This window comes from Mycobacterium sp. (assembly GCF_050700595.1).
Lineage (GTDB): Bacteria > Actinomycetota > Actinomycetes > Mycobacteriales > Mycobacteriaceae > Mycobacterium.
Genome location: NZ_JBOHHI010000013.1, coordinates 1 through 12493, shown reverse-complemented (window position 1 = coordinate 12493; position 12493 = coordinate 1). Strand labels below are relative to the sequence as shown.

The window sequence follows — 12493 nt, the reverse complement described above, 5'->3', positions numbered from 1 at the left end:
CATGCCCGGACTATTATTCCCGGACTACGTCGCCGCGTGGGAAACCGAGGATCAAAAACTCCTGCGCAAGCACGCAGCCGAGTTCTTCCGCAAGGAAGCGACTCCCAACCAAGCCAGGTGGGCGAAACAGCAGCAGGTGGACCGGGAGTTCTGGAACAAGGCCGGCGCCGCCGGGCTTTTGGGCCTCAACCTTCCCGAGAAATACGGCGGTGGCGGCGGCAGTTTCGGTCACGAGGTGGTGGTGATGCAGGAGCGCGCCTATGCGCACGACACCGCGTTCGGTTTCTCGGTGCATTCGACGCTGGCCGCCCAGTACATCGCCGAGTATGCCTCCGAGGAGCAGAAGAAGCGCTGGATCCCAAAAATTGTCAGCGGCGAGATGGTGATCGCCGTCGCGATGACCGAGCCGGGCACGGGTTCGGACCTGCAGTCGATCCGGACCAGCGCGGTCCGTGACGGTGACGAGTACGTGGTCAACGGGTCGAAGACGTTCATCTCCAACGGATCCCACTGCGACCTAATCGTGATTGTGGTCAAGACCGAGTCCGGGCTGTCACTGATCGTGGCTGAGACACCAGGGCTGGCGGGTTTCGAGCGCGGCCGGGTTCTGGAGAAGATCGGCCAGCACGGTCAGGACACCCGGGAGCTTGCGTTCACCGACATGCGGGTGCCGGCCGCAAACCTACTCGGCGGCGTCGAGGGCAACGGTTTCGCCCAGCTGATGGAGCAGCTTCCGCGCGAGCGACTGACCATCGGGGTCGAGGCGGTCGCCATGGCGGAGGCCGCCGTGGTCGAGACGATCCGGTACGTCAAGGAGCGCACCGCGTTCGGCAAGCCCCTTCTCGACTTTCAGAACACCAAGTTCGTGCTGGCCGAATGCAAGGCGGAGGTGGTGGCCGGCAAGACGCTCATCGATTACTGCATCGGCCGGTACCTCGACGGAAAATTGGATGCCGCAACGGCGTCGATGGCCAAGATGTGGGGCTCTGATAAGCAGGTAGAGATCACCGACAAGTGCCTGCAGCTTTTCGGTGGATACGGCTACATGATGGAGTACCCGATCGCGCAGATGTATGCGGCGGCGCGGGTGCAAAAGATCTACGGCGGCACCAACGAGATCATGAAAGTGCTCATCGCGCGGAGTCTGTAGCTAAGCGGCACTGGTAAAAGGAGTAATTCCATGGACATTGCAGGTACCAGCGCGCTCGTCACCGGTGCGGCATCCGGCCTCGGCTTGGCCACTGTGGAAACACTGGCGAAGTCCGGAGCGCGGGTGGTCGCCGTCGACCTACCCAATACAAACACGGACGCGCTGACCCTCCTCGGCAATACCGTCCGATTCGTGCCCGCCGACGTCACCGACGAGGATGCAGTGACCAGGGCCGTCGAGATCGCCAACGCGGACAAGACATTGCGTATCGTCGTCAACTGCGCCGGCGTCGGCAATGGCATCAAGACCGTCAGCAAGAAGGGCCCTTTCCCGCTCGACGCGTTCGAGAAAGTAATCAAGATCAACCTGATCGGGACCTTCAATGTCGTGCGCTTGGGCGCATACGCAATGTCGCAGAACGACCCCGTCGACGGCGAGCGTGGCGTCATCGTCAACACTTCCTCCGGCGCGGCCTTCGACGGCCAGATCGGGCAGGCGGCCTACTCCGCGTCCAAGGGGGGTGTACTGGCGGCGACGCTGCCGATCGCCCGCGACCTGGCTTTGTACCTGATCCGGGTCAACACCATCGCTCCGGGCCTGTTCGAAACCCCGCTTCTCAGCTCGCTTCCGGAGGCTGCGCTGACCGCTCTCAGGGCGCTGACGGTGCATCCGAACCGGCTCGGTGATCCTGCCGAGTACGCGCATCTGGTCAAGGCCATCGTCGAGAATCCGATGCTCAACGGCGAGACGATCCGCCTCGATGGCGCGCTCCGGATGCCTCCGAGGTGATGTCTGGCCGTGACATGGTCACCCGTTAGCGGCCGGTGAATTTCGGGGCCCGGCGCTGGGCCGCTGCGGCGACACCTTCGCGGAAGTCGGCGGTCGCCTGCAGCCGGGTTTGTTCTTCGAGTTCGTGTGCGGTGGCCGCGGCGACAGCTTCGGCGAGTCCGGCGCGCATGGTGGCGCGGATGCTCAGCAGTGCCAGCGGAGCCGAGGTGGCGATCCGCTCGGCGAACCGAAGCGCCGTCGCACGCACCTCGCCATCGGCAGCCAGTTCGTCGACCAGCCGTGCAGCGCAGGCGGTTTCACCATTGAGGCGCTCGCCGGTGAGCATCCACTGCAGCGCCTTTTGCTGCCCAACGACGCGCGGCAACGTTGCGGTGATCCCGAAGCCGGGGTGCAGCCCGAGCTGGCTGAAGTTGGCCGCGAATCTCGACGATGGTGCGGCCACCCGGAAGTCCGCGGACAGCGCAAGCCCGAGCCCGCCGCCGATCGCAGCCCCGTGCACAGCAGCGACAACCGGCTTGCCGGCGCGGAACAACCGGATGGCCTGGGCGTAAAGCTCGCCGGGAGACACCCGACCTTCGTCGCTGCGGGAGAAGTCGGCGCCGGCGCAGAAGTGCTTCCCCTCCGCGCACAGCACGATCGCCCGGCATTCGGTGTCGCCGTCGAGGCGGTCGTAAGCATCGGCGATGCCCTTGATCAATGCGGTGTCGAAGAAGTTGTTCGGCGGCCGGTGGATCTCCACAGTGGCCACGTGGCCGGCGAGTTCGACACTGACATCCGGGGCGTTCACAGTTGCTCCAGCAGTTGCCGCACGGCGGTGTTGAATGTCTGCGGCTGGTCTATGTTCGCCGCATGCCCGGCGTCGTCGATGACGACCTTGCGGGCATTGGCGATGTGGCGGTGCATGTAGTCCGCGCTGGCCAGGAATTCGGTGTCTTGGGCTCCGACGACCACCAACGTGGGCACCGTGATGGCCTCGAGCGATTTGATCACGCGCGCGTCCCGTTGAGCCATGACGCCCCGGGCGGCGCGAGGCAGCCCCTCGGGATGCTCGTGCACCGCCTGCGCGACTTCCGGCGACATGTCGGCCGGTGTTTCGCCGCGCTCGAGTTGTTGGGCGCGTCGCTCCACCCACGCGTTCCACTTGTTGCGGGCGTCGTCGTTGCGGTAGCCCGGCCCGGTGTCGACCAGCACCAGCGCGGCCACCCGTTGCGGGTGAACGAGGTGGAAGGCCAGGGATAGGTAGCCGCCCAAGGACATCCCGCCGAGCACGGCACGCGGAGCACCCGCGGCGTCGAGAATGGCCGCCATGTCGGCGACGCTGATCTCCTCGCTGTAGCAGGCCATGTCCTCGGGCGCGTCGCTGCCGCCGTGCCCGCGCTGGTCCCAGACAATCACCGGCCGGTCGGCGGACAGGGCGCCGATATTGCGGTTCCACATGCCCGCGGTGGCGCCGAAACCGTGGGTGAGTAACAGCGGCACCCCCGACGCCTGCGGGTTGTGCACCTGGTATGCCAGCGTGACCCCGTCCGGCCGTTGCAGTCGGCTCATGTCACCACCTCTGATCCGCACTGGATCGCCGGGTACAGCGCGTCGGGACCGCACGTGACTAACGCCGTGCCGAGCCGGTCCGCCCAGCGATGGTGGCCTCCGGCTTCGTCTCGCCAGGCCCGGAGTCGGCGGGTGAGGTAGTGCAATGGATACTCCTTCGTCATGCCGATGGCGCCATGCGTCTGATGCGCGGCGGCGGCCACCAGCTGCGCGGCCCGGTCGGCGAGCAGTTTGGCACAAGCGATTTCGAATCCGCCGCGGCCGAGCTCCATTGCCTCGACCGCACCGTCGACAGCCGACGCAACGACGGCGGCCTGCTGGTGGATGGTGACCAGATGGGCCTGCACGGCCTGGAACCGGCCGATGGGGCGCCCGAATTGCTCACGTTCGCGGCTGTAGCGCAAGGTCATCGCCGCGACAGCGCTCACTGCGCCGGCCATCAACGCGACACGTCCCAGCGCGATCCGCTCCCACAGCGCTTGTTCGGTGACCGCGTCCGGCGCGTGGGCTCGTGCGGTGACCGGCACACCGTCGAAACGTAGTGTGTCTCTGGGCTCATCGGCCAGGTTGGCGCCCCGGCTGACGGCCAGGCCGGCTGGTTCTGCGGCCGGTCCGGGCGCGAGCACCACGACGTCGTCGACGAGCCCGACAACATGCTCGGCGCGGTGGCCCCATGCCACGTGCGGCACGGTGCCGACCAGCCGATCATCGTCGAGACGGAGCTGCCCGGTGGCGGGCGGCAACACCGTGCGAACACCGGTGGGCAGCGCCACACCGCCGGACGCCAGCAGCCACCCGCCGACCAGCCCGGCCTCGGCCAGCGGCACCGGCGCCGCGTGTGCGCCGGCCGCCCGTAGCAGCTGGACCGCGTCGGCAACGCCGCCACCCGCTCCGCCCAGTTCCTCTGGAACGGGGACGTCGGCAAATCCGGTCTGCTGCAACGCTTGCCAGAGCTGCTCGGCCCAACCGGTAACTTCGGCCTCGCCGACGACCTCCCATCGGCTGTGCTCGTCGAACAGCTTGGCGGCGATGCTGTGCAGTTCATCGGTGCTCATGTCAGACCCTTGGCAACGACTGAGCGCAGCACCTCATTGGTGCCGCCCCGGATGGTGAAGGACGGCGCGTCCAGCACCGCGCGACGCAGCAGCCGCCCGAAGAGCGACGGTGGCTCCTGACCGCAGACCAGCTCACGGTCCAACAACTCCCGCAGCGCGGTCACCACATCCTGTTCGAACCGGGTGCCCATCTCCTTGATGAGCGCGGCCTCGGCCGACGGCGTGTCACCCGCGTCGATCGCCCGGGCCACGGCCAGCGAAAGCCGGCGCAGCACCCAGTACTGGGCCGCCAGCTCGCCGATCAGCCGACTCCCGGCAGCGCCGGCGGCCAGGTCGGGGCACTCGCGGATGAACTCCTGGACGAGCAGGAACGTGGAGATCCACCGGTCCGGGCCGCTGCGCTCAAAGGCCAGTTCGCTGGCGTTCTGCGCCCAGCCCTGCCCGATCTCGCCGACCACCATTTCGTCGGAGACCAGCACACTGTCGAGTGCCACCTCGGCGAAGTGGTCCGTGCTGCCGTCCACATACGGGATTCCCTTGACCGTCACACCGGGGCTGCGCATGTCGATCAGGAACCGGCTGAGCCCCTCATGACGGGCGCCGTCGGCGGTTCGGCACAGCGCGATCATGAAGTCGGCACGCATCGCGTTGCTCGTCCATACCTTGACGCCCGACACCCGCCAACCGCCCTCGGCGCGCACCCCGCGTGTACGCACCGACGCGAGGTCGCTTCCGGCGTCCGGCTCGCTCATGCCGATGCAAAAGCACAACTCCCCCCGGCAGATTCGAGGCAGCAGCCACTGCTTCTGCTCCTCGGTGCCGTAGCGCAGCAGCACCGGAGCGATCTGCCTGTCGGCCACCCAGTGATGCCCGACCGGGGCACCCCAGCGCAGCAGCTCCTCGACGACGACAAAACGGTCGACGGCGGTGGCGTCGCGGCCGCCGTAGCGCGCCGGCACCGCCATACCAACCCAGCCCCGCGCGGCCAACGCGGCGGAGAACGCCGGATCGACCGCAGCGGCCATACCCAGGCCCGGCTCGAATGACCCCGACGGCAGCTTCTCGGCCAGGAATGCACACACCTGCTCCCGCAAGTCCAGTTCCGCGACGGTGAGCCTGGCGGACGTCGTGAGCACATCTGGCACGCTAAGCGCAGCCTTGCCGAAGGACAAGGTAAGGGGATCTCCCGACGTGCTGGTCTAGCGCGGGCCGGGGCCACCGGGTCTGCCCGGTCCCCCGGGTCCCCCGGGACCACCGGGTCCGCCCGGTCCTCCAGGTCCGCCGGGGCCGTTTATGGCCGGAAGCCAGAACACGCATTGATTCAAGTCGGGGTTCCAGTACCAGCCGGGGGCGCAATCATCGTCGGCCCGGCTGATCGGCAACGCTGCCAGTCCGGTCACCGGCAATATCGCGAACACGAGAGCGGACCCGCCGATTGCGCAACGCCGTAGGACACGTCTCATTGCAGACCTCACTTCAACCACTGCTCATCATTTTGGTCTAGTGGGCCCAGCCGCGTGCCGTGTTAGAACAACGTCGGAATCCGCGCGTCGATCAGGTGCGGCCCCGGCTCGACCAGCGCGCGGCGGAACTGATCGGCCAGCTCCTCGCAGGTGTTCGCCACGCTGGCCGGCACCCCGAAGCCCTCGGCGATCTTGGCGAAGTCCATGTTCGGCCGGGACAGGTCGAGCAGGTCTTCCGCTTTCGGGCCGCCCGCACCCGCGCCGACCCGGGAAAGCTCAAGCCGCAGGATGGCGTAGGCGCTGTTGTTGATCAGCACGGTCGTCACGTTGACGCGCTCTCGCGCCATCGTCCACAGCGCCGAGATCGTGTAGGCCGCGCTGCCGTCGGCCTGCAACGCGATCACCGGCCGGTCGGGCGCGGCGACCGCCGCACCGAGCGCAACCGGCAGGCCCTGCCCGATCGCCCCGCCGGTCAGGGTGAGCACGTCGTGGCGCGGTGAGCCGGCGGTGGCCGCCGGCAGCAGCAGCCCGGAGGTGTTGGACTCGTCGGAGATGATCGCGTCCTCCGGTAGCAGCGCGCCGATCACCTGCACCCAGTTCTGCGGCGTCAGCTCGCCCGTCGGCAACTCCGGCGCCGCGGCCGGCGCCGGGCGCGGCTCGGTGCCGGGAGCCAGCAGCTCGGCCAGCTGCTCCAAGGCCGCTACCACGTCGGTCTCCAGGCCGGCCAGGTTGTGCACGACGGCTCCCTCAGGAGTCAGGTCGCTGGGCTTGCCGGGGTAGGCGAAGAACGAGACCGGCGCGCGGGTGCCCACGACGATCAAGTGCTTGACCCCGTCGAGCTGAAACGCCGCCTGCTCGGCCAGATAGCCGAGCCGGTCGGCCGCCGGAACACCCGCGCCGCGGGTCAGCCGGGCCGGGAAGGTCTCGACCAGCGCTCGCGCGCCGGTCGCGGCGGCGATCCGGTCGGCCGCCGAGAGCCCGCGCATGCCGGTGGCCGGACCACCGATCAGCAGCACGGTCGGTTCGCCGCCGCGCAGCACGTCGGCAACCTCGGCGAGGACGCCTTCGTCCGGCGCCGCCGGCGGGTCCGGCGCGATGGGCCCGGACGCCTCGGCGCCGTCGTCCCAGGAGATGTCGGCGGGCAGGATCAGGCTGGCGACGCGCGCCGGGCTGGCCAACGACGCGGCCACCGCCTCGGCGGCGTCACGGCCGATGTCGGCACCCGAGCTGGTGCGGCGCACCCAGCCGTGGGTCCAGTCGGTCAGCGGCTCGATGTCGGACTCCAGCGGCGCGTCGTACTTCTTGTGGTAGGTGGCGTGGTCGCCGATGACGTTGATCACCGGCACGTGCGCGCGGCGGGCGTTGTGCAGGTTGGCCAGCCCGTTACCCAGCCCCGGCCCCAGGTGCAACAGGGTGGCGGCCGGCTTGCCGGCCATGCGGGCATAGCCGTCGGCGGCGCCGGTGACGACGCCTTCGAACAGGCACAGCACCCCGCGCATCTGTGGCACCGAGTCCAGCGCGGCCACGAAATGCATCTCGGACGTGCCGGGGTTGGCGAAGCACACCCGCACGTCGCAGTCGACCAGCGTGGCGATCAGCGCCTGCGCGCCGTTAGTCATCGGGTCACCGCTTCGTCGAGCAGCACACCGGGATTGAGGACGCCCGCGGGGTCGAACGAGTCCTTGATCCGGCGCATCAGCGCGATCTTGACCGGATCCTCCAGCTCAAGGAAGTGTCGCATCTTGATCCGGCCCAGGCCGTGCTCACCGGAGATCGCCCCGCCCAGCTCCATCGCAGCGGCGAAGATGTCGTGCAGCAGCCGGTGGCGGACGTCGTCGTCGGCGCAGAACACCGCCAGGTGCACGTTGCCGTCACCAGCATGCCCGCACCCCACCACCCCGGCGCCGGCGTTTTGCGCGAGTTCTTGTGCCCGGGTGAGGAATTGGTGCATCTGGGCGCGCGGGACCACCACGTCGATGACGTCGTTGGCCCCGGCCGCCTTGGCGGTCCAGAACGCCTTCTCCCGGGCCTCGATCAGTGCATGTGCGGAATTGCCTTCCAGCACATACAAATCCAGCGCACCCAGCGACTCCAGCAGCCCGCCGAGCATGGCGACGTCGTCGTCGAGGCGGTCGTGGTCGCGGTTCTCCACGCCGATCACCAGGTGCGCCTCGGCGGCCTCGCGGATGTTGTCGGGGATGCCCAGGTTCAGGTTCTGCGCGTAGCTGAGCGCGGCCAGCGTGAGCTTGTCGACGTACTCGAGGATGTTGGGGTCCACACCGCTGCGCATCACCGCAGGCACGGCCCGCATCACCGCGGGCAAGTCGGGAAACGGGACCAGCAACGTGGCCGGGTGCGCCAGCCGCGGGTAGAGCCGCACGGTGACCTCGGTGGCCAGCGCCAGGGTGCCCTCCGAGCCGATGATCAGCTGGGTCAGGTCATAGCCGGTCGATAGCTTGGTGATCTTGCCGCCGGTGCGGATCAGCTCGCCGGTGGCCAGCGCGGCCTGTAGCCCGAGCACGTTGTGGCGGGTCACCCCGTACTTGACCGCCCGCATGCCACCGGCGTTGGTGCCGACGTTGCCGCCCACGCTGGCGCTCATCTCGCCGGGAAACACGGTGTACACCAAACCTTCTGCGGCGGTGGCGGTGTCGAGGTCGGCCAGGGTGACCCCGGGCTGCACGACCGCGACCTGGTTGTCGGCGTCGATCTCCAGGATCTTGTTCATCCGCTCGAACGAGATGAGCAGCCCGTCCGGACAGGGCCGCGCGGCCGCCGACAATCCGGTTCCCGAGCCGCGGGCGGTCACCGGGATCTGTGCCCGGGAGGCGGCGGCCAGCAGTGCGGCGACGTGTTCGGCGGTCTGTGGGCGGGCCAGGTAGCGCGGGGCCACCGGTTCGCCGACCAATGCCTCGTCGTGGTGGTAGTCGGGCCCGATCCGCTCACCGGTCAGCAGCTGGGACTCCCCGACGATGTCCGCGAACTCCCGCACGGCGTCGGTCTCGGTCTGCGCGTGCATGTCGTTACCTCGGTTCTTGTGCCACGGGCGAGACGCCCGATTCGGCTGAGCCGAGACAGACGTTACGCGGGGAAACTATGGTCGCTTTGTGAGGCGTCGAACGGTGCTGAAGCTACCGCTGCTGCTGGCGGCGGGCTCTACGCTGACTCAGGTGCCCCGCGCCGCCGCAGAGCCAGGCCGATGGTCGCCCGACCGAGCCAACCGCTGGTATCAAGCGCAGGGTTGGCCGGTCGGCGCCAACTACATCACCTCAAACGCCATCAACCAGCTCGAGATGTTTCAGGCCGACACCTTCGACCCGCGGCGCATCGATACCGAGCTCGGCTGGGCCCGGTCGCACGGGCTCAACACTGTGCGGGTGTTCCTGCACGATCAGCTCTGGGCCCAGGATTCCCGGGGCTTCCAGATACGTCTCGGGCAGTTCGTCGATGTCGCGGCGCGCCACCGCATCAAACCACTCTTTGTCTTGTTTGACTCCTGTTGGGACCCGTTCCCCAAACCGGGTCGGCAGCGCGCGCCGAAGCCTGGGATCCACAACTCCGGTTGGGTGCAAAGTCCGGGCGCTGAAAGCCTCGATGACCGCCGCACGCGCGGTCTGCACGACTACGTCACGGGCATGTTGACCCAATTCCGCGCTGATGATCGTGTTTTGGGTTGGGATCTGTGGAATGAGCCCGACAATCCCGCGCACGTGTATCGGGAGGTCGAGCTGAAAGACAAGCAGGAGCTTGTCGCAGACCTGCTCCCCCGGGTGTTCCGGTGGGCACGCGAAGTTGATCCCCGTCAACCATTAACGAGTGGCGTATGGGACGGTTCGTGGGGAGATACTGCGCGCCGCAGCATAATCGCTAATATTCAACTGGACAACTCCGACGTGGTCACCTTCCACTGCTATGACGAACCAGCGGCCTTCGAGGACCGGATCGCCGAACTTTCCCCACTGGGACGCCCGATCCTGTGCACCGAGTACATGGCTCGGACGCTCGGCAGCACCGTTGACGGTGTCCTGCCAATTGCGAAGCGCCACAACGTCGGCGCACTCAACTGGGGTCTGGTCGCCGGGAAGACCCAGACCTACTTCCCGTGGGACTCATGGGACCACCCGTACACAACGGCTCCTAAGCTCTGGTTTCATGACCTGATCCAACCCGATGGGCGGCCCTATCGGGACACCGAAATCCAAACGATCAGCAAGCTGAGCAGCTTGTAAGATGCGGAGATGCTGGCCCGATCTGTGGTCGCGAGCGCGAGATCGCTACCCTCAACGTCACGGACAGTGGAGGTTCATATGGCCGGGCAGATCCCGCTGGTCGACTACCTGGTACTCGACGACGGTGAACCGCACCTGGTCGCGCAGAAATGCACCAACTGCGGGGCCCGGTTCTTCGACCGGCGCAATGCCTGCGCCAACTGCTTCGCCACCGAGTTCACCACCGCCCCGGTCGCAACCGAGGGCACGGTGCGTGCGTTCACAATTGTCACCCTCGCGGCACCCGGCATCCCCACCCCATTCGTGGCGTCCGTCGTCGACTGCGATGGAATCCAGGTGCGCACCAACCTCATCAACGTCACGCCCGACCCCGAGCACGTCCACGACGGGATGAAGGTGCGGCTTGCCACCTACTCGATCGGCACCGACTCCGAGGGCACCGACGCGATCGGGTTCGGCTTCGAGCCCACCGCATGAACAGAACCGATCGGACGAAGAAGGAGCACCAACGATGAGCGGCAGCGACGAGGTCTGGATCCTCGGGATCCGGATGACCAAGTTCGGCAAACACCCCGACCTCGACGCTGTCGACCTGGCCGCCCAAGCCGCCATGGGTGCGCTCGCCGACGCGGGCGTGACCATGGCCGACATCGGCGTGCTGGCGGCCGGCAACCTGATGAACGCCAACGCGGGCATCGGCCAGCAGCTGCAGAAACAGATCGGCCAGACCGGCATCCCGGTGTACAACGTGGCCAACGCCTGCGCCACCGGGGCCACCGCGTTGCGAACCGCCATCATGGCCGTCAAGGCCGGCGAAGTCGACTACGGCCTGGCGGTCGGCGTCGAGAAGTTGGCCGGTGCCGGTCTGCTCGGCGCGGGCGGCAAGAAGAAGGAGAGCGCCGACACCTGGACCCCGTCGGGCCGTTACGGCGCGGTCGCGCCGATCGACGGGCGGATCGGCACCGAGGCCATGCCCGGGGTGTTCGCCCAGATCGGCGTCGAGTACGGCCACAAATACGGCGGCACGAGCTTTGAGCTGTTCGCCAAGATCAGTGAGAAAAACCACGCCCACTCGACGCTGAACCCGCTGGCCGCCTATCAGAAGAAGTTCACCCTGGAAGAAATCATGAATGACGTCATGATCGCCTACCCCAACACTCGCCCGATGTGCTCGGCCAACTGTGACGGTGCTGCGGCTGCGGTCGTGTGCAACGGCGCAACGCTCAAATCGCTATCGCTTGAGCAGCGTCGGCGCGCCGTGAAGGTATCGGCGTCAGTGCTGACCACCGACCCCTACGAGGCAGGCTGCCAGGTCCTGCCGAACGTCAACACGCTGACCCGCAACGCCGCGGCTACCGCCTATGAGCAGGCCGGCGTGGGCCCGAGTGATCTCGACCTCGTTGAGCTGCACGACTGCTTCGCCACCGCCGAGCTGGTGCACTACGACAACCTGATGCTCTGCCCCACGGGAGAAGCCGTCCCCTTTTTCGAGTCGGGCGCCACCTGGCGGGACGGGACCACTCCGGTCAATGTCTCCGGCGGGCTCGAGTCCAAGGGCCACCCGATCGCCGCCACCGGGATCGCCAACGTCTGGGAAGTCGCCCATCACCTGCGGGGCGAGGCCGGCGACCGGCAGATCGACGGCGCCAGCGTCGGGATGACCCACGTCATCGGGCTGGGCTCGGCCTGCGGCGTCCACATCCTGGAGAAGGCGGCCAGCTGAGGTCACGCATCGGGCGGTGGTTGCCGTTCCTCTGCACCGCGTCTTTGACGTGGTCGGATTCGTTCATCCCTTCGGGCTGAGCCCCTAGACCGCTCTGACCAGGGCGGACAGGTGGCTGGGTTCCGGGTGATGGCGCGGTCCCACCGGGTTCCGTCGGTCGGTTCCGAGTGGCCCCATGGCGCAATTCCGGGGCCGGACCGTGGTAGAAGTCCATATGGCCTCGGGGACGCCTCACCACCGCCGGGCTGGATGGGGGATCCGCGCCGTCAATCGGTTGGTGTTGGTCGGGTTGGTGGTGTCCCTCGTCCAGCTGGGTGCTCCCGCCCCCACCGCCAGCGCCGCCGTCCTCGGCAACGACTACCCGGCCAACCTGGCCACCGCGGCCAAGGACGCCCTCATCGATCCCTGGCGATTCTTCAACCGCGAGTGCACCTCGTTCGTGGCCTGGCGGCTCAACAACGCCAACGGGGTCGGGTTCAACGACTTCTACGGCGGGCCCCAGTGGGGGAATGCCAACACCTGGGGAGCCGCGGCCA

Annotated in this window: 11 protein-coding genes and 1 pseudogene; 6 read left to right on the top strand and 6 right to left on the bottom strand. The window is 67.7% G+C overall.

The features are described 5' to 3' along the window. Nucleotide 1 precedes the first annotated feature (1 nt). Together ACRDTL_RS01035 and ACRDTL_RS01030 are read left to right on the top strand one after the other, a co-directional pair. Nucleotides 2-1150, top strand: a complete 1149-nt coding sequence (locus tag ACRDTL_RS01035) for an acyl-CoA dehydrogenase family protein (protein WP_431504869.1) — start codon at nucleotides 2-4, stop codon at nucleotides 1148-1150. Nucleotides 1151-1180: 30 nt separating this feature from the next. Further along, nucleotides 1181-1939 carry an SDR family NAD(P)-dependent oxidoreductase gene (locus tag ACRDTL_RS01030; RefSeq protein WP_431504868.1) on the top strand — a complete coding sequence of 253 codons (759 nt, stop codon included), beginning with the start codon at nucleotides 1181-1183 and terminating at the stop codon, nucleotides 1937-1939. 25 nt (nucleotides 1940-1964) lie between these two features. Here the strand turns inward: ACRDTL_RS01030 and ACRDTL_RS01025 are convergent, their stop codons facing one another. From ACRDTL_RS01025 to ACRDTL_RS01000, 6 genes are all read right to left on the bottom strand, one after another. Beyond that, the gene (locus ACRDTL_RS01025; protein ID WP_431504867.1) at nucleotides 1965-2726 is read right to left on the bottom strand and encodes an enoyl-CoA hydratase/isomerase family protein; all 762 of its coding nucleotides are present in this window, start codon (nucleotides 2724-2726) and stop codon (nucleotides 1965-1967) included. Continuing rightward, nucleotides 2723-3487, bottom strand: coding sequence for an alpha/beta fold hydrolase (locus tag ACRDTL_RS01020; protein WP_431504866.1), 765 nt, complete (start codon nucleotides 3485-3487; stop codon nucleotides 2723-2725). The genes ACRDTL_RS01025 and ACRDTL_RS01020 overlap by 4 nt, the downstream gene beginning before the upstream one ends. Continuing rightward, nucleotides 3484-4542, bottom strand: a complete 1059-nt coding sequence (locus ACRDTL_RS01015; RefSeq protein WP_431504865.1) for an acyl-CoA dehydrogenase family protein — start codon at nucleotides 4540-4542, stop codon at nucleotides 3484-3486. The genes ACRDTL_RS01020 and ACRDTL_RS01015 overlap by 4 nt, the downstream gene beginning before the upstream one ends. Continuing rightward, on the bottom strand, nucleotides 4539-5678 hold the full coding sequence (locus ACRDTL_RS01010) for an acyl-CoA dehydrogenase family protein (RefSeq protein WP_431504864.1): 1140 nt from the start codon (nucleotides 5676-5678) through the stop codon (nucleotides 4539-4541). Before ACRDTL_RS01010 ends, ACRDTL_RS01015 begins: the two co-directional genes overlap by 4 nt. Nucleotides 5679-6067: 389 nt before the next feature. Then, nucleotides 6068-7624, bottom strand: a complete 1557-nt coding sequence (locus tag ACRDTL_RS01005; protein ID WP_431504863.1) for an acetolactate synthase large subunit — start codon at nucleotides 7622-7624, stop codon at nucleotides 6068-6070. Continuing rightward, nucleotides 7621-9024, bottom strand: a complete 1404-nt coding sequence (locus tag ACRDTL_RS01000; protein ID WP_431504862.1) for an FAD-binding oxidoreductase — start codon at nucleotides 9022-9024, stop codon at nucleotides 7621-7623. The genes ACRDTL_RS01005 and ACRDTL_RS01000 overlap by 4 nt, the downstream gene beginning before the upstream one ends. Before the next feature lie 88 nt (nucleotides 9025-9112). Between ACRDTL_RS01000 and ACRDTL_RS00995 the strand changes: the two genes are divergently transcribed. From ACRDTL_RS00995 to ACRDTL_RS00980, 4 genes and pseudogenes are all read left to right on the top strand, one after another. Beyond that, nucleotides 9113-10234 (top strand): 1,4-beta-xylanase, encoded by a 1122-nt coding sequence (locus tag ACRDTL_RS00995; RefSeq protein ID WP_431504861.1) that lies wholly within the window; start codon nucleotides 9113-9115, stop codon nucleotides 10232-10234. A 78-nt stretch (nucleotides 10235-10312) separates the two neighbouring features. Beyond that, on the top strand, nucleotides 10313-10711 hold the full coding sequence (locus tag ACRDTL_RS00990) for a Zn-ribbon domain-containing OB-fold protein (protein WP_431504860.1): 399 nt from the start codon (nucleotides 10313-10315) through the stop codon (nucleotides 10709-10711). Nucleotides 10712-10745: 34 nt separating this feature from the next. Next, a complete protein-coding gene (locus ACRDTL_RS00985; protein ID WP_431504859.1) occupies nucleotides 10746-11957 on the top strand; it encodes a thiolase family protein in 1212 nt (403 codons plus the stop codon). 277 nt (nucleotides 11958-12234) lie between these two features. Further along, nucleotides 12235-12493: pseudogene (locus tag ACRDTL_RS00980) on the top strand (hypothetical protein); the annotation flags it as partial.

Bases quoted from the DNA above. Each gene is read 5' to 3' on its own strand.
- ACRDTL_RS01035 (WP_431504869.1), top strand. From the start codon at position 2: ATGCCCGGACTATTATTCCCGGACTACGTCGCCGCGTGGGAAACCGAG.
- ACRDTL_RS01030 (WP_431504868.1), top strand. From the start codon at position 1,181: ATGGACATTGCAGGTACCAGCGCGCTCGTCACCGGTGCGGCATCCGGC.
- ACRDTL_RS01020 (WP_431504866.1), bottom strand. From the start codon at position 3,487: ATGAGCCGACTGCAACGGCCGGACGGGGTCACGCTGGCATACCAGGTG.
- ACRDTL_RS01015 (WP_431504865.1), bottom strand. From the start codon at position 4,542: ATGAGCACCGATGAACTGCACAGCATCGCCGCCAAGCTGTTCGACGAG.
- ACRDTL_RS01005 (WP_431504863.1), bottom strand. From the start codon at position 7,624: ATGACTAACGGCGCGCAGGCGCTGATCGCCACGCTGGTCGACTGCGAC.
- ACRDTL_RS01000 (WP_431504862.1), bottom strand. From the start codon at position 9,024: ATGCACGCGCAGACCGAGACCGACGCCGTGCGGGAGTTCGCGGACATC.
- ACRDTL_RS00990 (WP_431504860.1), top strand. From the start codon at position 10,313: ATGGCCGGGCAGATCCCGCTGGTCGACTACCTGGTACTCGACGACGGT.
- ACRDTL_RS00985 (WP_431504859.1), top strand. From the start codon at position 10,746: ATGAGCGGCAGCGACGAGGTCTGGATCCTCGGGATCCGGATGACCAAG.